This window comes from Enterobacter cloacae complex sp. IR5384 (genome assembly GCF_049237265.1).
Classification (GTDB): domain Bacteria; phylum Pseudomonadota; class Gammaproteobacteria; order Enterobacterales; family Enterobacteriaceae; genus Enterobacter; species Enterobacter cloacae.
This window is the reverse complement of record NZ_JBMKHJ010000002.1, coordinates 122,801-144,458: the sequence shown is the minus strand read 5'-3', so window position 1 is coordinate 144,458 and position 21,658 is coordinate 122,801. Positions and strand designations below refer to the sequence as shown.

Sequence of the window (21,658 nt, the reverse complement as noted above, 5' to 3'; positions counted from 1 at the left end):
CCGATGTGCCTAAGCGCCATCGGGCATAAATTTACGCGCCGATCTTCGGATCCGGACCAAAGCGGTTTTCACCCGGCGTCCCGCTCTGACAGTTGAAGATTAAAATCACAATCCATCCCACTACCGGGATTAACAGCAGCAGTAACCACCAGGCGGAACGATCCGTGTCGTGAAGCCGGCGGAACTGTACGGCCCAGGACGGCAGAAGAATAAAGATGGCATAAATCGATGTAAGGACGCCTTCCCCACTCGCCCACTCCCAGCCCAGAATTTTATCCACGATGCTCAGCACCAGAGCAAAAATGAAGTTCACCAGAATGAACATCCAGTACTCTTTGCGGCGCGCGCGGCCACCAAATCCAATGTAGTTGCGCAGTACGTTTAAATACCAATCCATTTCCTTGCCTCATTTATCAGTCAATCACTTGTTTTCTAAGCGATCGAGGTAAGGATAGATGGAGATTGTGAATTAAAAAAGGGCATCTCACGATGCCCTTAATATTTATCCAAAACGAACGTCGCGCCCGTGGGGTTCATTCAGATCCTGCCACGGCCCGATGGAGATAATACCCGTCGGGTTAATGGTTTTGTGGCTGCGGAAATAGTGGGTGCGGATATGGTCAAAATCGACCGTTTCGGCAATTCCCGGCATCTGGTAGATGTCGCGCAGGAAACCATACAGGTTCAGATAATCGCTGATGCGGTGTTTGTCACACTTAAAGTGGGTGACATAGACCGGATCAAAACGAACCAGCGTCGTCCAAAGGCGGATATCCGCTTCCGTCAGACGATCGCCCGTCAGGTAGCGGTGCTGGCCGAGGATCTGCTCCAGACGCTCAAGAGATTCAAAGACTTTTCCAACCGCTTCGTCGTAGGCTTCCTGGCTGGTGGCAAAACCGGCCTTGTAAACGCCGTTATTAACGTTGTCGTAAATCCAGCTGTTCAGCTCATCGATTTTGTCTCGCAGCTCAACCGGATAGTAATCCCCGGCGCGCGCGCCATGGGCGTCGAAGGCGGTGTTGAACATGCGGATGATCTCCGCAGACTCATTGCTGACAATCGTCTGGTTTTTCTTATCCCACAGAACCGGTACGGTGACGCGCCCGGTGTAGTGCGGGTCGGCGCGCAGATAAAGCTGGTAGAGGAAATCGTGATGATACAGTTCATCACCCGTCACAGCAGGGAAATCATGGTCGAACGTCCAGCCGTTTTCCAGCATTAGCGGGTTCACCACCGACACCGGAATTAAGGATTCGAGGCCTTTCAGCTTGCGCACAATCAGCGTGCGGTGCGCCCACGGGCAGGCGAGGGAAACATAGAGGTGATAACGATCTTTCTCGGCCGCAAAGCCACCTTCGCCACTCGGGCCGGGAGCACCATCGGCGGTAAGCCAGTTACGGAAGGCCGAAACAGAGCGCTTGAAGCGTCCACCGGTGGATTTGGTGTCATACCAGACATCCTGCCAGACGCCGTCTACGAGTTGTCCCATTTTTTTCTCCTCCGTCAGATAGCAAAAGCGAGGAGAGGTCTCCTCGCTTTGTGTTTATTCAGTATAGCGTGCTTACCATTTCTTATTCAGAACGCGGTCGATGCTGTATGCGCCCGGGCCGGTGACAGCCAGCAGCAGGAAGCCACCCGCAATGGTCAGGTTTTTCATGAACATCAGGGAGTTCACGCCTTCAGCAAAGTTGCTGTGGAAGATGAACGCCGTCAGCAGGGTGAAGCCCGCAGTAAACAGCGCCGTGGTACGGGTCAGGAAGCCGAACAGTACCGCCAGGCCGCCGCCGAACTCAAGCAGAATGGTCAGTGGCAGCATGAAGCCCGGAACGCCCATGGCTTCCATATACTGCTGGGTACCCGCATAACCGGTGATTTTGCCCCAACCTGCAACGATGAACAGAATTGGCATCAGAATACGTGCTACCAGTACACCAACATCTTCTAATTTTTTCATTTTACTCTCCAGGAAACCACATCAGCGGCTGAACATTATTTCTCTGCAAATTCGGGTAGATACCGCGTCTTTGCTGTCGATGGAGAGCATCATAAACGTGACGGTTGGCGATTGTTAGCAAGGAAAACTGTCAATCTTTTTCAAAGATATTGAGTAAGGGCAGGTGCGCGCTGGTGCCCTCACCCCAACCCTCTCCCACAGAGCTGAGGGATCCCCAGTAATTTTTTTACCGAAAGCGACGAAAGTTGTTTCAGGAAAATGAATGATTTACAGCGACGCCCTGGTCCGGCTGTAAATCGCTGAGGCGTTTCCTGCAGGCCGGGGCGAGGCGCATGGATGCGCCGAGAGGGCGGCTTTACAGGGACGTTACATCCGCCCGTCCCCGATAAGCCGGAAGGAATAAACCGAAGGCACCGCGAAGCGGCGATTTACCGCCGGGAGCCCGGGTTGCCAGGGTGGTGGCGATTGAGCCACCCTGGCACGTTCACGGGTCATGTTGTTACAGAGCAGCAAGGAACGTAAAGTGAACGGAATTACCTCTACAGCCATATGTTCCCCCTCACCCCAGCCCTCTCCCTCAAGGGAGAGGGAGTCCTCCGTGCAGGTATTATTTTGTGGGGAACCCTCAGCCCACAGGGAGAGGGCGTAAAAACAAAAAACGGTAACCAGGGTTACCGTTTTGCTTTTATCACCGAAGCTGCTGCTGGCGAATCGTCGCTTTCACCAGGCGCCAGGCGCTCCAGGCACCAAAGCCGCGTCGGGCCCAACGGATCAGCATATTTGGATGACGGATCGTCCAGATTGCCATCACACTGCTGCCAACCAGAGCCCAGGAACGCAGGCTCAGGAAGGTGTTCCAGCCACGGTCAAACCGACGCGTCGCATCAATCCAGTCGCGGCGGCTGGCAGACAGATCCAGCCGTTGCTGCTGGATCTGACTTAACAGAAAGGCTTTTCGCTTTTCACGTTCGGCTTTATCGCTCACGGTTTGTCATCCTCCAGCAGAGCGCGATCGTTCGCCAGCTCCTGGCGCGTATGGCGCAGGAAAGTGGACTTACGCGCTTTGCGCATCGTCCAGATACCGCCAATCAGTGCTGCAACCAGCAAAACGACGGTGGTGGCAATCATCGCGTTGAGTCGATATTGCGGATCGATGGCCCAGATGATGAGTACCATCAGGCTCATCAGACCAAACGCGGCGAAGAGCATGGTCAGTCCAAGCATCAGCAGCATCTGGAAGAGGTTGGCTTTCTCCTCTTCCAGCTCTACCACTGCCAGCCGGACGCGCGTTTCGGCAATCCCGACCAGCGTCGTTAAGATACGCTGGCCGATGCCGAGGACGTTGTTAGCAGGCCCTTGTGCGTGACGAGGATCTTCCATATCAACGACGCGTCAGCAGTACGCCCAGTACCACACCGATTGCGGCACCAATACCGACACCCGTCCACGGATTATCGCGAACATATTCGTCAGCACGCGCTGCGGCTTCACGTGTCTGTTTTGCCAGCGCATCACCGGTTTCACCCAGGCGATAACGGCTCTCTTTCAGCGCTTGCTCCGCTTTACTGCGCAGTTTGCTGACCTCTTCTTTTGATTTATCGGCGGAGGAGTTCAGCACCTCTTCAAGGGTGTCAGCCAGGGATTTCAGTTCAGCGCGCAGATGTTCAGACGTCGTATCTTTTGACATGATTTTCTCCTGTTGAGATTTCCGTTAACTCAATAATCGCGAGCTTCCAGCGCTTTCAGGTCGTCCTGCGCTTCTTTCAGCTTTCTCTCGCGCTTGGCAATTTTTTCCGCATCCCCTTTCTCTTTCGCTTCCTGCAGGTCGTGACGACGCTCGGTTATCTCGTCCTTCTGTTCAGCGATTTTTTTCTGGTGATCGGCACGCAGTTGGCTGTCTGAACAGTTCGCTTTCACTTCGCTCAGCGCTTTTTTCAGCCCCTCAACACGATGCTGATTGTTGTGCTTTTCGGCATAACCGATCTCACGCTGAATATCCTGCTCTTTCTCCTGACAGAGAGAAGTGGCGAAGGAGGCAGTGCTTAAAGATAAAAGGGCCAAAGCCAGAGTAATGCGGAATTTCATTATCGAAACCTTCCATTGTGTTGCGGCATACGCCGCTATCCAGACTAAGCGGAGAACATTTGAGGGGTGCTCCGCGTACTTAAGCATAGTAAGTAAACGGGGGATTCACCAAAGTGAGTGAAAAGATTCGGAATCCTGGTAATTATCCAAATCGATGCGACGTATCGCGAATCAGCGACAGCCAGGCCGCTGGCCGGCTGTCATCGTCCTGCTGGGCAATGATGTATCCCTGCGGCAGCGTGCGGTCAAGCACCACTTTCGCGGCCGCGCTCTGCGCACGAGAGTCAAACTTGATCAGTAACACATCGTTTTGTGGGGTGATACTTTTAAAGCGGATCCCGTTGGCATCCAGATGGTGCCAGACAGAAAACCCATCCGGTACGCTGACACCCTGATTAACCGGGCGAATGGCCAGCGTAGATTCCTGATGCGAAAGCGCGCTCCAGACCAGAAGCATGGCGCTGATAAGCACCAGGGCGATCAGTGCGTACGCACAACGACGCAGGGAGAGCGCTGAGATAACCATGGTTAGCTCCTGGCTCCGTATTTTTTCTTCCACAGGACAACCAGCGAACCGATCAGGCCGAAGACCAGCAGGACGACAGGCAGCAGCATCAGGCATGACATCAGTTGATCTTCATACTTCATGAAGACCGGCGTTTTACCCAGCGCATAGCCCAGCGTGGTAAGGATCAGCACCCACAGCAGGCCGCTCATCCAGTTAAAGAACTGGAAGCGAGTGCTGCTGAGACCTGACAGACCCGCGATGGTCGGCAACAAAGTACGTACAAACGCAATAAAGCGGCCAATCAGCAGTGCGGAAAGGCCGTGCTTATGGAAAAGATGGTGCGCCCGCTGGTGATAATGAGCCGGAAGGTGCGAAAGCCAGTTCTGCACGATCCGCGTATTGCCAAGCCATCGTCCCTGGATGTAGCTCACCCAGCAGCCGAGGCTGGCGGCGACGGTCAGTAAAAAAATGGTTTGCGGAAACGCCATCGCCCCTTTGGCACACAGCACGCCGACCAGCACCAGCAAACTGTCGCCAGGCAAAAAGGCCGCAGGCAGCAGACCGTTCTCAAGGAACAGGATCATAAACAGGACAAAATAGAGCATGCCAATCATGGAAGGGTTGGCCAGCGTTTCGAAATCCTGAGCCCAGAGGGCATTCAGTAGTTGGGTCAAAAGTTCCATTCAGTGTTCCTGGAAATCGGTTAACGTCACGCCTGTTATCCGGGACAAACAGCACGGCGACATTGTTGTGATTTCATTATGGTCGCTCGCGGACACATTGCGGTGTGGCCAACACTTTTCCCTGTTAATTGGCTGGTTAGCAAGCACTAACTTACAAAATAAGGAATTGAATCCAATTGTAACAAAGCCCAACGTTCTGCGTCACAGAATTTGCAGGGTGTGATGATTTTGGCGTAAGCCCTGGAAGTGAGCGAGGGGATTTACAAAGGCTGACACTATATATGTTTTGCTTACCCATAAGCGTGGGAAGGCGCAGCGAAGCGCCTGCCAGCACGGAGGCAAACTATTTTGCCTGACTTGACGCGGTATCGAGGTGAACGACAGGATTATCCGCAAAAAGATAACGGTCGGCGTTAAATTCGAAGTCGTCACTGGTCTCATTGAACAGCATCTGCTTGGTGTTCTCGAGGTGCTGCCACATGGCCAGTTTCGCGGCATGGGGATCTTTACGAATCAGCGCCTTGAGGATTTGGTCGTGATCGTCACACCAGTTATCCACCGTACGTGAATCGATATGATCGTGCAGTTTTTTCCAGTACGGGTTGTGAACGCGCTGAGTCCACATTTTTTCTACAATTGCGGCCAGCGCCGTATTTTGCGTTGCCAGTGCCACCTGAACGTGGAACTGCAGATCCCACTCCGAATCGCGGAAACATTTTTCCTTGCGGGCGTTCTCCTGGATCTCCATCAGTTTCATGATGTCCTGCTTGGTCACCTGGGTTGCCGCAAATTCCGCAATGTTGCTTTCAATGAGCTGGCGGGCCTGGAGCAGCTCAAACGGACCATAGCTGGCAAATTCCAGGCTTTCGTCCGCAACAGGAGAGTGTTTAGGCTGATTAGAAATCACATGAATGCCGGAACCTTTGCGAACCTCAACGTAACCTTCCACTTCGAGCATGATGATCGCTTCACGCACCACGGTGCGGCTCACGTTTTTTTCATCGGCTATGAAGCGCTCAGCGGGGAGTTTGTCACCGACAAGATAGACCCCTTGCTCGATGCGATCTTTCAGCTCGGCAGCAAGTTGTTGATATAAACGACGTGGTTCGGTGATTTCCATATGCGCTCCAGGCAGGGTACGGCGGATGATTTGTTATACCACTTTTGCATGCCACTCTCCAGATTTTGCCATTAAAAAAGCCGCCCGGAGGCGGCTGGTTTTATAGCTCGGGTAAGCGCAGCGCCACCCGGCACAGCAATGCTAACTCTGCGTCGCCGGTCCCCCGAGGGACTCTTTCGCCAGTTCGTCGGCAGATTTGCTTTTCAGCACCGTCCAGATAACGACTGCCCCCATCAGGTCGAAGATAGCCAGTACCGCAAACAGCGGGCTGAAACCGATGGTATCCGCCAGCGCACCCACCACCAGCGCAAACAGGGTACTTGCGGTCCAGGCGGCCATCCCGGTCAGGCCGTTGGCCGTTGCCACTTCGTTACGGCCAAACACGTCAGACGAGAGGGTAATCAGCGCACCGGACAACGACTGGTGTGCAAAACCACCGATGCACAGCAGGGCGATAGCCACGTACGGGCTGGTGAACAGGCCGATCATCCCCGGGCCAATCATCAGCAGCGCGCCCATGGTCACGACCATCTTACGGGAAACAATCAGGTTCACCCCAAACCAGCGCTGGAACAGCGGCGGCAGGTAACCACCCACGATACAGCCCAGGTCAGCGAACAGCATGGGCATCCAGGCGAACATGGCGATCTCTTTCAGGTTAAAGCCATAGACCTTAAACATGAACAGTGGGATCCAGGCGTTAAAGGTGCCCCAGGCCGGTTCAGCCAGGAAGCGTGGCAGCGCGATACCCCAGAACTGACGGGTCCCCAGGATCTGCCAGACGGACATTTTTTTGCCGTTGTTAGTCTGGTGCTGCGCTTCCTGACCGCCAATGATGTACTCGCGTTCTTCTTCAGACAGTTTTTTCTGGTCACGCGGGTGTTTATAGAACACCAGCCACGCCATGGCCCAGGCAAAGCTCAGTACGCCAGAGATAATAAACGCCATCTGCCAGCTGTGCATGACGATGGCCCACACTACCAGCGGGGGGGCAATCATCGCCCCGATGGACGAGCCGACGTTGAAGTAACCGACCGCAATGGAACGCTCTTTTGCCGGGAACCACTCAGAGCTGGCTTTCAGCCCTGCCGGGATCATCGCCGCTTCCGCCGCACCTACCGCGCCGCGTGCCAGCGCCAGGCCGCCCCAACTGCCTGCCAGCGCCGTTGCACCGCAGAACACCGCCCAGGCGATGGCGAAGAAGGCATAACCGATTTTGGTACCGAGAATGTCCAGCACATAGCCTGCAACAGGCTGCATGATGGTATAAGCCGCGGAGTAGGCGGCAATGATGTAGGAGTATTGCTGCGTGGAGATGTGCAGCTCTTCCATCAACGTGGGCGCGGCGGCTGCCACGGTGTTACGCGTGAGGTAGCCCAGCACGGTGCCGAGCGTCACCAGTGCGATCATATACCAACGTAACCCTTTAATTTTACGCATCTAAAACCTCATCGTTATGTTATTTCCGTGCCAGGGCACGGCAACCTCTCACCGGTTTGGGGGAGGGCTGTGTAACGGGAGGGGCGTAACCGGGAGAACGTCCCGGAACGGCCCGAACCTTGCCATAAATAAGCGTGCATAAGTCGGTTTCCGTACCGTTAAATCCGATGTCTGACACCGGTAATGCATTCCGTCGGCTGCGTGTTTGCGACGGCGAAAAGATAACTTGTCATACAACTTTAAAAGGTGAGTGACATCACAAATGTATGATTCTTTGTAGGGGCATTATCTGGCGCAGGCGAAGCCAGTTCTGACGCGGTCTGCAGAAGGGTTTACCTCATTCGGGGTAATTTTTTTGTCCAGGTTTATTGATCCAACTCACGAAAAAAACCTCAGGCTCTGGAAATTGGTGTGATAACTTTGCAGCATCTGAACATAAGCTTTCTGCCGCTCCCGTTACGAGGAAGACGATAATGACACCGTTTATGACCGACGATTTTCTGTTAGACACTGAATTTGCCCGCCGCCTGTATCACGACTACGCAAAAGACCAGCCCATTTTTGATTACCACTGCCATTTACCGCCGCAGCAGGTTGCCGACAATTACCGTTTTAAAAACCTGTATGACATCTGGCTGAAGGGCGATCACTATAAATGGCGCGCCATGCGCACCAACGGCGTCGCTGAACGCCTGTGTACCGGCGACGCAAGCGACCGCGAGAAATTTGATGCCTGGGCGGCTACCGTGCCGCAGACCATCGGTAACCCGCTCTATCACTGGACGCACCTCGAACTGCGCCGTCCGTTTGGCATTACCGGTAAGCTGCTTTCACCGGCTACGGCGGATGAGATCTGGGAGCAGTGCAACGACTTGCTGGCACAGGATAACTTCTCCGCGCGCGGCATCATGAAGCAGATGAACGTGAAGATGGTGGGCACCACCGACGACCCGATCGACTCGCTTGAACATCACGCGGTCATTGCAAAAGACACCGCGTTTGATATCAAAGTGCTGCCAAGCTGGCGTCCGGATAAAGCCTTTAACATCGAACTCGACACCTTTAGCGACTATATGGCGAAGCTGGGCGAGGTTTCTGACACCGACATCCGTCGTTTTGCGGACCTGCAGAGTGCGCTGATCAAACGTCTGGATCACTTTGCGGCACACGGCTGTAAAGTCTCTGACCATGCGCTGGACGTGGTGCTGTTTGCAGAATCTAACGAAGCCGAGCTGGATAGCATTCTGGCGCGCCGTCTCTCCGGTGAAGCCCTGAGCGAGCATGAAGTCGCCCAGTTCAAAACTGCGGTACTGGTCTTCCTTGGCGCTGAATATGCCCGTCGCGGCTGGGTGCAGCAGTACCACATTGGCGCGCTGCGTAATAACAACCAGCGTCAGTTCAAACTGCTGGGCGCGGACGTGGGCTTTGACTCCATCAACGACCGTCCGCTGGCCGAAGCGCTCTCTAAACTGCTGAGCAAACAGAACGAGCAAAACCTGCTGCCCAAAACCATCCTCTACTGCCTGAACCCGCGCGATAACGAAGTGCTGGGCACCATGATCGGCAACTTCCAGGGGGAAGGGATGCCGGGCAAGATGCAGTTCGGCTCCGGCTGGTGGTTCAATGACCAGAAAGATGGCATGGAGCGTCAGATGACGCAACTGGCGCAGTTGGGTCTGTTAAGCCGCTTTGTCGGCATGCTGACCGACAGCCGCAGTTTCCTCTCCTACACCCGCCACGAATACTTCCGCCGCATTCTGTGCCAGATGATTGGCCGCTGGGTGCACGCGGGCGAAGCACCGGCGGATATCCAGCTGCTTGGCGAGATGGTGAGAAACATCTGCTTTAACAATGCGCGTGACTACTTCGCCATTGAACTGAACTAAGCCCGTTTGAGGTTGATATGCACTACATCAAAATCCATTCGCTGGATAACGTCGGCGTCGCGCTGGCAGATCTGACCGAAGGAACAGAGGTCACTTTCGGTAATCAATCGGTCACGTTGCGCCAGGCCATTGGACGTGGACATAAGTTTGCCCTGATCCCCATTATGAAAGGGGAGAACGTGGTGAAGTACGGTTTACCGATTGGCCATGCGCTGGCGGATATTGCGCCGGGTGAATACATTCATTCCCACAATACCCGCACCAATCTGAGCGATCTGGACGAGTACAGCTATCAACCTGATTTCCATGCGCAAGAGGAGCAGGCGGCGGATCGTGAGGTGCAGATCTACCGCCGCGCCAACGGTGAGGTAGGGATCCGCAACGAACTCTGGATCCTCCCGACCGTCGGTTGCGTGAATGGGATCGCGCGTCAAATCCAGACGCGTTTCCTGAAAGAGACTCACGATGCCGAAGGCATTGACGGCGTGCACCTGTTCAGCCACACCTACGGCTGTTCACAGCTGGGTGACGATCACATCAACACCCGTACCATGCTGCAAAATATGGTGTGTCATCCGAACGCGGGGGCGGTGCTGGTGATTGGCCTGGGCTGCGAGAACAACCAGGTGGATGCCTTCCGGGAGACGCTGGGCGAGTTTGACCCTGAGCGCGTGCACTTTATGGTGTGTCAGCATCAGGATGATGAAGTGGAAGCGGGCGTTGAGCAACTGCACCAGCTGTATGAGGCGATGCGCCACGATAAACGTGAGCCGGGCAAGCTGAGCGAGCTTAAGTTTGGGCTGGAGTGTGGTGGCTCGGACGGTCTTTCCGGCATCACCGCGAACCCGATGCTGGGCCGCTTCTCGGACTATGTGATCGCCAACGGGGGAACGACGGTGCTGACGGAAGTGCCGGAGATGTTTGGTGCCGAGCGTATCCTGATGAGCCACTGCCGTGATAAAGCGACGTTTGAGAAAACGGTCACCATGGTGAATGATTTCAAACAGTACTTCATCGCTCATAACCAGCCGATTTATGAGAACCCGTCGCCGGGTAACAAAGCGGGTGGGATCACCACGCTTGAAGAGAAGTCACTGGGTTGCACCCAGAAAGCGGGCGCCAGCCAGGTGGTGGATGTCCTGCGCTACGGCGAACGCCTGAAAACCCACGGACTGAACCTGCTGAGCGCCCCGGGGAACGATGCAGTTGCCACCAGCGCGCTGGCCGGTGCCGGCTGCCACATGGTGCTGTTCAGCACCGGCCGCGGTACGCCGTACGGCGGGTTTGTCCCGACGGTCAAAATTGCCACCAACAGTGAACTGGCGGCGAAGAAAAAGCACTGGATCGACTTTGATGCCGGTCAGCTCATTCACGGTAAAGCAATGCCTGAATTGCTGACGGAGTTTGTGGACAGTATTGTGGAATTTGCCAACGGCAAGCAGACCTGCAACGAGAAAAACGACTTCCGTGAGCTGGCGATCTTTAAGAGTGGTGTGACGTTGTGATCGGTGCGGCCTGATGCCCTCACCCTGACCCTCTCCCACGGGAGAGGGGACAAACACTAAAAACGGCAACCTCAGGGTTGCCGTTTTGCTGTTAACCTCGTAATGCGTTCTTCGCTAAACGCGCATCTTCCGCCTGACAGGCCGCAGCGGTGAACAGCACGTCGGTAGAAGAGTTCAGCGCCGTCTCACAGGAATCCTGCAGCACGCCGATAATGAAGCCGACTGCGACCACCTGCATGGCAATTTCGTTCGGGATACCAAACATATTGCACGCCAGCGGGATCAACAGCAGAGAGCCGCCCGCCACGCCGGATGCGCCACAGGCACACAGCGAGGCCACCACGCTCAGCAGCAGCGCCGTAGGCAGATCCACCGCGATACCCAGCGTATGCACTGCCGCCAGGGTCAGCACGGTGACGGTGATCGCCGCGCCCGCCATGTTCACGGTTGCACCCAGCGGGATAGACACGGAGTAAGTATCACGATCCAGATTCAGTTTTTCCGCCAGCGCCATGTTAACCGGAATGTTAGCTGCGGAGCTGCGGGTAAAGAAGGCGTACACGCCGCTCTCGCGCAGGCAGGTCATTACCAGTGGATACGGGTTGCGGCGGATCTGCCAGAACACCAGCAGGGGGTTAACTACCAGCGCCACCAGCAGCATGCAGCCAACCAGGACGATCAGCAGCTGTGCGTAGCCCCACAGCGCGTCAAAACCGGTGGTTGCCAGCGTAGAGGAGACCAGACCAAAAATACCGATTGGGGCGAAGCGAATAACGATTTTCACCATGAAGGTCACGGCGTTCGAGACATCGTTAACCAGGTTTTTCGTGGTCTCATTACCATGACGCAGCGCGAAGCCCAGCCCAATTGCCCAGACCAGGATGCCAATGTAGTTTGCGTTCATCAGCGCCGTGATTGGGTTAGAGACCATGCTCATCAGCAGGCCACGCAGCACTTCCACAATCCCGGATGGCGGCGTGACATCACCGGCCGCGCTGGTTAGGTGCAGCGTAGACGGGAACAGGAAGCTAAATACCACGGCGGTTAAGGCAGCGGAGAAGGTGCCCAGAAGATACAGGAAGAGGATCGGCCGAATGTTGGTTTTTTGTCCGTGTTGGTGGTTGGCAATCGACGCCATGACCAGCATCAGAACCAGTACCGGTGCCACAGCTTTCAGTGCGCCAACGAAAAGGGTTCCAAGCAGTCCCGTGGCTTCTGCAGCAGGTTTTGACACCATTGCCAGCAGAATACCCAGTACCAACCCGACCAGAATTTGTTTTACAAGGCTGCCCTGCGCCAGGCGCGCGAACAGACCGCGTGATTGTGTGCTCATACGTTATTCCTGAGTGAAATTGCGTTCCATCCTGGCTGTGCTCTAAGGCACATTTATGTCCGGATGTAAGTATTTGTTTGCCTGGTTGAGTATCAGGGAAAGCGAGGAAAGGCGGAAGAGTAAAATGCTGGATTTTACGTGTTGCATCATGTTTTTTAACTATTGCTTAACGAAAGTGTGTTCACCCTCTCCCCTGTGGGGAGAGGGCCAGGGTGAGGGGATTACTCCACCTGCTGCTTTTTATCGTGCTGGCGGTTAACCCAGGTATTGATAATCAGCGTTACCAGCAGAATGCCAAACACCACGCCGAGCGAGATGGCAATCGGGATATGGTAGAAATCGACAATCAGCATCTTGATACCGATAAACACCAGGATCACCGACAGACCGTACTTCAGCATTGAGAAGCGCTCAGCCGCGCCTGCCAGCAGGAAATACATCGCACGCAAACCGAGAATAGCGAACAGGTTAGAGGTCAGCACAATGAACGGGTCGGTAGTGACGGCGAAGATAGCCGGGATACTGTCCACGGCGAAGATCACATCGCTCAGCTCCACCAGAATCAGCACCAGCAGCAGCGGGGTGGCGAACAGCAGGCCATTCTTGCGGACAAAGAAATGCTCGCTCTCGATTTTGTCCGTCATGCGCAGATGACCACGGATCCACTTCACCAGCGGCTTATCACCAATACCGGTTTCGTCTTCTTTCGCCAGCGCCATTTTAACCCCGGTGAACAGCAGGAACGCGCCAAAGACGTACAGCAGCCATTCGAACTGGGTTATCAGCCAGCTTCCGGCGAAGATCATGATGGTACGCAGAACGATCGCCCCCAGCACGCCGTAAACCAGCACGCGACGCTGCAGGGCAGCAGGCACGGCAAAGTAGCTGAACAGCATCAGCCAGACGAAGACGTTATCAACCGCCAGCGCTTTTTCAATCAGATAACCGGTGAGGAAGGCGAGCGCCTGAGGATCAGCCACCGCACGGCCTTCGGTCGAGGCCAGATACCACCAGAAGGCGGCGCAGAAAAGGAGTGAGAGGGATACCCACACCAGCGACCAGACGGCGGCTTGCTTGACGCTCATGCCGTGCTCGCCGCGACGGCCCTGCAAAAAGAGGTCGATTGCCAGCATGATGAGCACGACAACCGCGAATCCGCCCCACAACATTGGAGTGCCGACAGAATGCATACTATTTTCCTTACACATAAAAAACAAAAACGGCCATGATCAGAAGACGATAGCCGTTAGCTTTTTATGCATAGACCTCGCCTTCCGGCAAGGTCTCACTTACAACCACGAAGGTTGCCCGGCGACCGGATGCGGTTTTGCACGCATCGTAATGACGATCCACCGGCAAGGAAGTTACTCCCCTTTGCTCGTAACAAAATATGTCAGACCATCAGTTTCGTCAATGGTCCTCAGTCATTCATTACACAGCTTTACGCGATAGCTTCTGTGCTCACGCCGTCAGCCGGGAAAACCACGCCGGTCTGGCGACGGATTTCCGTTTGCAGCTTCGCCGTGGTGCGGCTTATCGCAAGCCCAGGGTGATTCACTTCGTTGTCTTCCACCAGACGGGCGAAGACCTCTGCCTCATAGAGCATAGTGTTAATATGCTGAGGCTGCGTCAGCTCCTGCGCTTTACCGCCGCGTGGCACAAAGCTCAGCTTCTGGCATTCGGAGATCTTCTCGATAACCAGCGATCCGTTTTCACCCTGAATTTCACTTGGCAGGACGGAGTCACTCACTTTGGAGTGCTGCAGCGTGACGCTGAAATCACCGTAATCCAGCACCACGACACCGTGCGCATCCACACCGCTCTCCAGCAGGCTGGCAGTGGCCGTTACGCCGTGCGGCTCGCCCCACAGGGCAACCGCAGAGGCCAGGCAATAGAAACCGATGTCCATAATCGAGCCGTTGGAGAAGGCCGGATTAAAGGTGTTCGGGTTCTCGCCGTCCAGATAACGCTGGTAGCGCGACGAGTACTGACAGTAGTTAATAAAGGCTTTGCGCACTTTGCCCACCTTCGGCAAAGACTGCTGTAGCAGCAGGAAGTTCGGCAGGCTGGCGGTTTTGAACGCTTCGAACAGCACCACCTGGTTGTCGCGGGCGCACTGAATAGCGGCTTCCACTTCCTCGATATTCGAGGCCAACGGCTTCTCGCAAATGACATGCTTTTTATGGCTGAGGAAGAGCCGGGTTTGCGGGAAGTGCAGGGCGTTAGGGCTGGCGATATAGACCGCGTCAATGGCGTCGCTTTGCGCCATCTCATCAAGCGAGGTGAACAGATGTTCAACCAGATAATCGTTCGCGAAGGCCTGCGCCTGTTCAAGGCTGCGGGAATAGACGGCGGTGAGCTTAAGTTTGCCGGTTTCGTGGGCGGCGTCGACGAACTGGCGCGTGATCCAGTTCGTACCAATGACTGCGAAACGTATCATAAACGTTTACGTACTCCATAGCGGGGAACCTTTAGCCACTGTAGCACGTGATTGTTGCAAAACCAGTGCGCTACTGCGCATTACTCTTTAACGATAAATGCGTAAGCCACAAACGGGTATCAAACTCCAGCTGATGGTACTGTGGCTCCATATGGCAGCACAGGGAATAGAACGCCTTGTCATGCTCTTTTTCCTTCAGGTGCGCCAGCTCGTGCACCACGATCATCCGCAGAAAGGCTTCCGGTGCGTTGCGAAAGACGGTGGCGACGCGGATCTCGGCTTTTGCTTTTAGCTTACCGCCCTGGACGCGTGAAATGGCCGTATGCAGGCCGAGCGCGTTTTTCAGCACGTGGATCTTGTTGTCGTACATCACTTTATTGATGGGTGGTGCACTCTTCAGATACCGGTTTTTGAGATCCTGCGTATACTGCCAGAGGGCCTTATCGGTCGCGACATCGTGCGTGCCGGGATAGCGTTTTTCCAGCACCGTCCCCAGTTTTTGCTCGGCAATTAACGTGCGTACCTGGGAGAGCAAATGCTCCGGGTAGCCCTGGAGATAAGTCAGCTGGTTCATCAAAACCCCAAAATAAGTTGAAAACGGGTATACTCACGCACCCTTTTCAGGGATAACGCCAAATTTTACCATTCAGGAGGGCCGATGAGCCACTTAGACAACGGTTTCCGTTCACTCAACCTTAAACGTTTCCCGGAGACGGACGACGTTAACCCGCTTCAGGCGTGGGAAGCGGCGGATGAATATCTGCTGCAACAGTTGGATGACACTGAAATTCGCGGCCCGGTTCTGATCCTGAATGATGCCTTCGGAGCGCTGGGCTGCGCCCTGGCGGCGCACACGCCTTATAGCATTGGCGATTCATACTTAAGCGAGCTGGCGACGCGTGAAAACCTGCGTCACAACGATCTCGATGAATCCAGCGTGAAGTTCCTCGACAGCACCGCAGACTACCCGCAGGCGCCGGGCGTGGTGCTGATCAAAGTGCCAAAAACCATGGCGTTGCTGGAGCAGCAACTGCGTGCATTACGGAAAGTCGTCACGCCAGAGACGCGCATCATCGCGGGCGCGAAGGCGCGTGATATTCATACCTCAACGCTGGAGCTGTTCGAGAAAGTGCTGGGCCCGACCACCACGACGCTGGCCTGGAAAAAAGCGCGCCTGATCAACTGTACCTTCAGCGCGCCGGAACTGGCTGACGCGCCAGAGACGCTGAGCTGGAAGATGGAAGGCACCGACTGGACCATCCACAATCACGCGAACGTCTTCTCACGTACCGGCCTTGATATCGGCGCACGTTTCTTTATTGAACATCTGCCGGAAAATCTGGAAGGGGAGATTGTGGATCTCGGCTGCGGTAACGGCGTGATTGGCCTGACGCTGCTGGCAAAGAACCCACAAGCCAGCGTGGTCTTCAGCGACGAATCGCCAATGGCGGTAGCCTCGAGCCGTCTGAACGTGGAAACCAACATGCCAGAGGCGCTGGATCGCTGTGAGTTTATGATTAATAACGCGCTGTCCGGCGTAGAGCCTTTCCGCTTCAACGCCGTGTTCTGCAACCCACCGTTCCACCAGAAGCACGCCCTGACGGATAACGTCGCGTGGGAGATGTTCCACCATGCGCGCCGCTGCCTGAAAATCAACGGCGAGCTGTATATTGTGGCGAACCGTCACCTGGACTACTTCCACAAGCTGAAGAAGATTTTCGGTAACTGCGTCACCATCGCCACCAACAACAAGTTCGTGGTGTTGAAAGCGGTGAAGCTGGGACGTCGTCGCTAAATAACCAGTGCAAGCTGGGTGCCCTGCGCAATGGCCCGCCGCGCATCCAGCTCCATTGCCACATCGCATCCGCCGATCAAATGCACCGTTTTACCTGCCTCACGCAGCGGATCCGCCAGATCGCGCTTTGGCTCCTGCCCGGCACATAAAATCACATGATCCACGCGCAGCAGCTGTGGCTCACCGCCGATCGTGACGTGCAGGCCGTCGTCGTCGATCTTCTGATAGCTCACCGCCGGGATCATCTTCACGCCGCGCGAAAGCAGGGTGGCGCGGTGGATCCAGCCGGTTGTTTTCCCCAGTCCTTCACCCGGCTTACTTGCTTTGCGCTGCAGCATGACGATCTGCCGTGGGCTTTTCGGCAGCTGTGGCCCTTCCGGACGCAGGCCGCCGGACTGGCTCAGGCTGGTGTCGATGCCCCATTCCACGCAAAATTCGGCAATGTTCTGGCTGGTGGCCTCGCCCGGCTGGCTTAAATACATGGCGGTATCAAAGCCGATCCCACCGCAGCCGATAATGGCCACGTTTTCCCCAACCGGCGCTTTATCGCGCAGCACATCGAGATAGCTCAGCACCTTAGGATGATCGATACCCTCGATCGCAGGCGTGCGCGGGGCGATCCCGCTTGCCAGGATCACCTCGTCGTAATCCAGCAGATCTGGCGCACTTACCCACTGGTTGAGCCGCAGATCCACACCCGTGAGCTCGATCATCCGGCGGTAGTAGCGCAGCGTTTCATAGAACTCCTCTTTGCCGGGGATCTGTTTGGCAATATTAAACTGCCCGCCAATTTCGCCTGCGGCATCGAACAGCGTCACGCTGTGCCCGCGCGACGCCGCATTTACCGCAAACGCCAGCCCCGCGGGGCCCGCCCCAACAACCGCCAGGCGTTTTGATTTGTCTACCGGGAGCACCGGCATTTTGGTTTCATGGCAGGCGCGGGGGTTAACCAGGCAGGAGGTCACTTTCCCGACGAAGATCTGATCCAGACAGGCCTGATTACAGCCGATGCAGGTGTTGATCTCATCCGCACGCCCGCTTTGCGCTTTGGAAAGCAGTTCTGCATCTGCCAGGAACGGACGCGCCATCGACACCATATCGGCATCGCCGCGTGAGATGACATCATCCGCCACCTGCGGATCGTTAATACGGTTAGTGGTCACCAGCGGAACAGACACTTTGCCTTTCAGCTTGCGCGTAACCCACGTGAATGCCGCGTGCGGTACCGGCGTGGCGATAGTCGGGATGCGCGCCTCGTGCCAGCCAATCCCGGTATTGATGAGGGTGGCACCGGCGGCTTCAATCGCCTGCGCCAGCTGGACGGTCTCGTCAAACGTTCCGCCGCCTTCCACCAGATCCAGCATCGACAGGCGGAAGATGATAATAAAGTCAGCGCCCGCACGTTCGCGCACGGCGCGTACCACTTCGACGGCAAAGCGCATACGTCGCGCATAATCGCCACCCCATTCGTCGTCACGCTGGTTAGTGCGGGCGGCGAGGAATTCGTTAATCAGATAGCCCTCGGAGCCCATTACCTCGACGCCGTCATAGCCCGCTTCACGCGCCAGCGCCGCACAGCGGGCGAAGTCGTCAATCAGCGCCAGCACTTCATCGTGGCTGAGGGCATGCGGCTTGAAGCGGTTAATCGGTGCCTGAATGGCCGACGGTGCCACCAGATTGGGCTGATAGCTATAACGCCCGGTATGCAGGATCTGCAGGGCGATTTTACCGCCTTCTTTGTGAACGGCATCGGTCACAATGCGATGGTGCGGCAGCTGTGACGCATCGTTAAGCACCGCTCCGCCTTCCATCCCCACGCCTGATGGCGCGGGAGCCACCCCCCCGGTGACAATCAGCGCCACCCCGTGGCGCGCGCGTTCGGCATAAAAGGCCGCCAGACGCTCGGCCCCGTCCGGATGCTCCTCCAGCCCGGTATGCATTGAGCCCATCAACACGCGGTTTTTGAGCGTTGTGAACCCCAGATCGAGGGGGGCGAATAGCGACGGGTAGCGGCTCATAGTCTCTTCCAGTGTAAAATTATTGTTATGTGGTCGGATGAGTTACTAATTTAGCCAGCACGAAGTAAAAGGGAAAAGGGGAATGCAGTGATTGTGATGGGATTCAAATATTGGTGTGGCCTGATGCCCTCACCCTAACCCTCTCCCACAGGGAGAGGGGACTTAATCTCCCTCTCCCTTAGGGAGAGGGGCGGGGTGAGGGGGATGCTCGCACCAGCCCAGGTGCCTGCCACATCGAGGTCGTCAGCCCGCTGTCCACCAGTCCGAGCTGGTCGGCGTACACCGCCTGCCACTTCTGCATCATGCCATCGTACAGCGCCCGGTGCTGCGGGTTCGGGGTAAACTCGCGGCTCCATTTCACCAGCCGCTCGCCGGTAGTGGCCATATCCGCAAACAGTCCTGCCCCGGCTCCGGCGGCAATGGCGCAGCCCAGCGCCGTCGCCTCTTTCACTTCCGGTACGCGCACCGGCAAACCGGTGACGTCACTTAAAATCTGGCTCCATAGCGCCCCCTTCGAACCGCCTCCGGCAAACACCAGGCTCTCGAAGTTAACGCCGGAGAAACGTGAGATCTGCGCCAGGTTGCAGGCCGAGACAATCGCCGCGTTCTCTTCCAGCGCGCGGAACAGCGTCGCTTTGTTGCACTTTTCCGGGTCGATGGAGAGGTTAATAAACGACGGGGCGGCGTGGTACCACTGCTTAAAATGCATCGCGTCGGAGAAGATGGGCATCACGCCATGCGAACCCGCGGGCACCCGGCTCGCCATCTCTTCGAGCAGGGAATAGGTGTCCATCCCCATACGTTCGGCGATCAGCTTCTCTTCCGCGCAGAAGGCGTCGCGGAACCAGCGCATGGTCAGGCCGGTGAAGAAGCTGATCGACTCCGCCTGCGCCATACCGGGGATGACGTGTGGGTTCACGCGAATATTCATCTCAGGATCGGTGCGCACCTGCGGCAGATTGACCACCTGCTGCCAGAAGGTACCACCCAGCACCGCCGTTTGCCCGGCGCGGACCACGCCCAGCCCCAGACAGCCCAGCTGTACGTCGCCTCCGCCCATCACCACAGGGGTGCCTTCACGCAGGCCGCTCTGCTGTGCGGCATCATGGGTGATAGCGCCCAGCACGGTGCCGGTCTCTTTCACCGGAGAGAGGATATCGGCGCGCAGCCCGGCCATATCCAGCAGCGCTGGCCGCCAGTCGCGGGAGAAGAGATCCAGCATCCCCGTAGTGCCCGCATTTGATGGATCGACCGCCAGCTCGCCGGAGAGCTTCGCCGCCAGCCAGTCGCTGATCATGGTAATAGTGGCAGCCTTGCGATAGATATCCGGGCGATGGTGCGCCAGCCACAGCAGACGCGGCATGGCGCTCAGGGCCAGGGTCTGGCCGGAAACGTCGTACACTTCGGATTCAAACTGGTTGTCGTGGATCTCTTTGAGTTCGGCCACCTCGCGGCTGGCGCGGGCGTCGACGTTGGCGCAGGCCCAGATGGCCTCACCGTTGCGGTCATACAGCACGATCCCTTCGCGCATGGAGCAACAGGCGACGGACTGGATATCCGCCGCGCTCAGGTGCGCGCGATCCAGCGCCTGGTGGATGCACTGGCAGGTAAGCCGCCAGTTGGTATTGAGGTCGAACTCCATCGAGCCCGGCACATTTTCCACGCTCAGGTGCTGCCACTCGGCCTGACCCACGGCAACCTGGTTGCCCTGCAGATCGAAAATAACGGCACGCACGCTGCCTGTCCCTGCATCTAACGCTAAAAGGTAACTCATGAGTTTGCCTCGTTGTTAGCGCAGGGCTTACCCCGTTACGCCAGGGCCAGCACCGCGCGGGCTGTTGTCTCTTCCGTCACCAGGCCATTGATACGGCGACCTTTCAGTGCGGCGTAAATCGCATCGGCTTTCTCAACACCGCCGGCCACGCCGACGATGGTAGGTAACTGCGCCAGTTCATCAAGCGTGACGCCCAGCAGTTCTTTGTGGATCTCCAGCTCCTCAACGCACTCTCCTTCGGCAGTGAGGAAATAACCGAGAATGTCGCCGACGGCCCCTTTACGGGCATACATCAGCTGTTCACCTTCGCTGATGTAGCCTGAGCGCAATATCGTTGCATCACGACGCTGGTTCACGGACCCAATCCCGACCACTGCCACGTCGGCCGCCGTTGCGGCGAGGATCACGTCCCGCACGCTGGTTTCACGTTTTAAGATCCCGGCCACCTCGGCGGAGGAGACGCGAAGCGGGGCGGGGATCATGCTGACGCTGCATGCCGCGTCCAACTGGCCGATACCGGTCATATAGGGCCCCACGCCGCCGGAAAGGGTCACCAGACGGATCTGCTGCGAGCTGATAAAGCCGCTCAGATGCTGCAGGCTGCTCATGGTGGTTTCACCAAATCCCACCGCTAACAGCTGGCCGGGTTCCAGCACGCCCATTAACGACTGCGCGGCACCAATGCCTAACCGCACGTTCATTGGTGGGGTATTCAGTGCTGGCAGCACGCGCACCAGCTTTAGCCCAAAGCGCTGCTGCAGTTCGGTTTCCAGTGCCAGACAGCCCTCATAGCGGGAGTTGATCTGCACGCGGATCACCCCGGACTGGCGACCTTTCTCCAGCAGGCGAGAGATCTTCAGGCGCGGCAGGCCGAGCCGTTCGCCAATGTCATTTTGCGTCAATCCGTCGTGGTAGTAACACCAGGCCACGCGGGCAACCAGTTCCTCTTCCGCCAGTGCCAGCCCGGCAAACCGACCTTCTTCCGCAGTGCGTTTATCGCTCATAATTGAACTCTTATAAAAATTTAGATCATATGTTCGTGACGGCGCAGGTCGAAAGTGTGAGCCACGCGGCAAAACGGATCATTTAGATAGTTTCTTTCTTAGATGGATCTTAA

General features: G+C 56.3%; 21 protein-coding genes. 3 read left to right on the top strand and 18 right to left on the bottom strand.

Annotated elements, in window-relative coordinates:
* Positions 1-31 precede the first annotated feature (31 nt).
* From ACOTX3_RS02815 to ACOTX3_RS02765, 11 genes are all read right to left on the bottom strand, one after another.
* Positions 32-397, bottom strand: coding sequence for a DUF805 domain-containing protein (locus ACOTX3_RS02815; RefSeq protein WP_013098871.1), 366 nt, complete (start codon positions 395-397; stop codon positions 32-34).
* A 105-nt stretch (positions 398-502) separates the two neighbouring features.
* A complete protein-coding gene (locus ACOTX3_RS02810) occupies positions 503-1,489 on the bottom strand; it encodes a glutathione S-transferase family protein (RefSeq protein WP_013098870.1) in 987 nt (328 codons plus the stop codon).
* Positions 1,490-1,561: 72 nt separating this feature from the next.
* The gene (locus tag ACOTX3_RS02805) at positions 1,562-1,954 is read right to left on the bottom strand and encodes a DoxX family protein (protein WP_013098869.1); all 393 of its coding nucleotides are present in this window, start codon (positions 1,952-1,954) and stop codon (positions 1,562-1,564) included.
* A 688-nt stretch (positions 1,955-2,642) separates the two neighbouring features.
* Positions 2,643-2,939 (bottom strand): YqjK-like family protein, encoded by a 297-nt coding sequence (locus ACOTX3_RS02800; protein WP_013098868.1) that lies wholly within the window; start codon positions 2,937-2,939, stop codon positions 2,643-2,645.
* Positions 2,936-3,334 carry a phage holin family protein gene (locus ACOTX3_RS02795; protein WP_013098867.1) on the bottom strand — a complete coding sequence of 133 codons (399 nt, stop codon included), beginning with the start codon at positions 3,332-3,334 and terminating at the stop codon, positions 2,936-2,938. Before ACOTX3_RS02795 ends, ACOTX3_RS02800 begins: the two co-directional genes overlap by 4 nt.
* Position 3,335: 1 nt before the next feature.
* Positions 3,336-3,641: a DUF883 family protein gene (locus ACOTX3_RS02790; RefSeq protein ID WP_013098866.1), complete on the bottom strand. Its 306-nt coding sequence runs from the start codon at positions 3,639-3,641 to the stop codon at positions 3,336-3,338.
* 29 nt (positions 3,642-3,670) lie between these two features.
* Positions 3,671-4,039, bottom strand: coding sequence for a DUF1090 domain-containing protein (locus ACOTX3_RS02785; RefSeq protein WP_013098865.1), 369 nt, complete (start codon positions 4,037-4,039; stop codon positions 3,671-3,673).
* Between the two features lie 142 nt (positions 4,040-4,181).
* Complete coding sequence (mzrA, locus tag ACOTX3_RS02780; RefSeq protein WP_020689389.1) at positions 4,182-4,565, bottom strand: EnvZ/OmpR regulon moderator MzrA; 384 nt, start codon at positions 4,563-4,565, stop codon at positions 4,182-4,184.
* Between the two features lie 2 nt (positions 4,566-4,567).
* On the bottom strand, positions 4,568-5,230 hold the full coding sequence (gene yqjA / locus ACOTX3_RS02775) for a DedA family general envelope maintenance protein YqjA (RefSeq protein WP_013098863.1): 663 nt from the start codon (positions 5,228-5,230) through the stop codon (positions 4,568-4,570).
* Positions 5,231-5,573: 343 nt separating this feature from the next.
* Positions 5,574-6,350: a transcriptional regulator ExuR gene (exuR, locus tag ACOTX3_RS02770; protein ID WP_013098862.1), complete on the bottom strand. Its 777-nt coding sequence runs from the start codon at positions 6,348-6,350 to the stop codon at positions 5,574-5,576.
* A gap of 141 nt (positions 6,351-6,491) precedes the next feature.
* Entirely contained in the window at positions 6,492-7,790 is a 1,299-nt protein-coding gene (locus ACOTX3_RS02765; protein WP_013098861.1) for an MFS transporter, read from the bottom strand.
* Between the two features lie 473 nt (positions 7,791-8,263).
* Here ACOTX3_RS02765 and uxaC point away from each other — a divergent pair, with 473 nt between their 5' ends.
* Both uxaC and ACOTX3_RS02755 read left to right on the top strand, forming a co-directional pair.
* Positions 8,264-9,676: a glucuronate isomerase gene (uxaC, locus tag ACOTX3_RS02760; RefSeq protein ID WP_038420676.1), complete on the top strand. Its 1,413-nt coding sequence runs from the start codon at positions 8,264-8,266 to the stop codon at positions 9,674-9,676.
* A 17-nt stretch (positions 9,677-9,693) separates the two neighbouring features.
* The gene (locus ACOTX3_RS02755) at positions 9,694-11,181 is read left to right on the top strand and encodes a UxaA family hydrolase (RefSeq protein ID WP_058678722.1); all 1,488 of its coding nucleotides are present in this window, start codon (positions 9,694-9,696) and stop codon (positions 11,179-11,181) included.
* 91 nt (positions 11,182-11,272) lie between these two features.
* Here ACOTX3_RS02755 and sstT read toward each other — a convergent pair whose 3' ends face one another.
* The 4 genes from sstT to ACOTX3_RS02735 all read right to left on the bottom strand — a co-directional run bounded on the left by sstT (position 11,273) and on the right by ACOTX3_RS02735 (position 15,528).
* Positions 11,273-12,514, bottom strand: a complete 1,242-nt coding sequence (sstT, locus tag ACOTX3_RS02750) for a serine/threonine transporter SstT (RefSeq protein ID WP_013098858.1) — start codon at positions 12,512-12,514, stop codon at positions 11,273-11,275.
* Positions 12,515-12,735: 221 nt separating this feature from the next.
* On the bottom strand, positions 12,736-13,704 hold the full coding sequence (locus tag ACOTX3_RS02745; protein ID WP_038985777.1) for a TerC family protein: 969 nt from the start codon (positions 13,702-13,704) through the stop codon (positions 12,736-12,738).
* 251 nt (positions 13,705-13,955) lie between these two features.
* Positions 13,956-14,954: a Gfo/Idh/MocA family protein gene (locus tag ACOTX3_RS02740; RefSeq protein ID WP_013098856.1), complete on the bottom strand. Its 999-nt coding sequence runs from the start codon at positions 14,952-14,954 to the stop codon at positions 13,956-13,958.
* A 70-nt stretch (positions 14,955-15,024) separates the two neighbouring features.
* The gene (locus ACOTX3_RS02735) at positions 15,025-15,528 is read right to left on the bottom strand and encodes a YgjP-like metallopeptidase domain-containing protein (protein ID WP_038985775.1); all 504 of its coding nucleotides are present in this window, start codon (positions 15,526-15,528) and stop codon (positions 15,025-15,027) included.
* 84 nt (positions 15,529-15,612) lie between these two features.
* On the opposite strand from ACOTX3_RS02735, the gene rlmG reads away from it, so the two are divergent.
* On the top strand, positions 15,613-16,749 hold the full coding sequence (gene rlmG / locus ACOTX3_RS02730) for a 23S rRNA (guanine(1835)-N(2))-methyltransferase RlmG (RefSeq protein ID WP_013098854.1): 1,137 nt from the start codon (positions 15,613-15,615) through the stop codon (positions 16,747-16,749).
* Here rlmG and ACOTX3_RS02725 read toward each other — a convergent pair.
* The 3 genes from ACOTX3_RS02725 to lsrR form a co-directional block, all read right to left on the bottom strand.
* On the bottom strand, positions 16,746-18,767 hold the full coding sequence (locus tag ACOTX3_RS02725; protein ID WP_421631599.1) for an FAD-dependent oxidoreductase: 2,022 nt from the start codon (positions 18,765-18,767) through the stop codon (positions 16,746-16,748). The genes rlmG and ACOTX3_RS02725 overlap by 4 nt on opposite strands.
* Positions 18,768-18,945: 178 nt before the next feature.
* Positions 18,946-20,541, bottom strand: a complete 1,596-nt coding sequence (lsrK, locus tag ACOTX3_RS02720; RefSeq protein WP_058651399.1) for an autoinducer-2 kinase — start codon at positions 20,539-20,541, stop codon at positions 18,946-18,948.
* A 35-nt stretch (positions 20,542-20,576) separates the two neighbouring features.
* Positions 20,577-21,545 (bottom strand): transcriptional regulator LsrR, encoded by a 969-nt coding sequence (lsrR, locus tag ACOTX3_RS02715; protein WP_058661860.1) that lies wholly within the window; start codon positions 21,543-21,545, stop codon positions 20,577-20,579.
* Positions 21,546-21,658 lie beyond the last annotated feature (113 nt).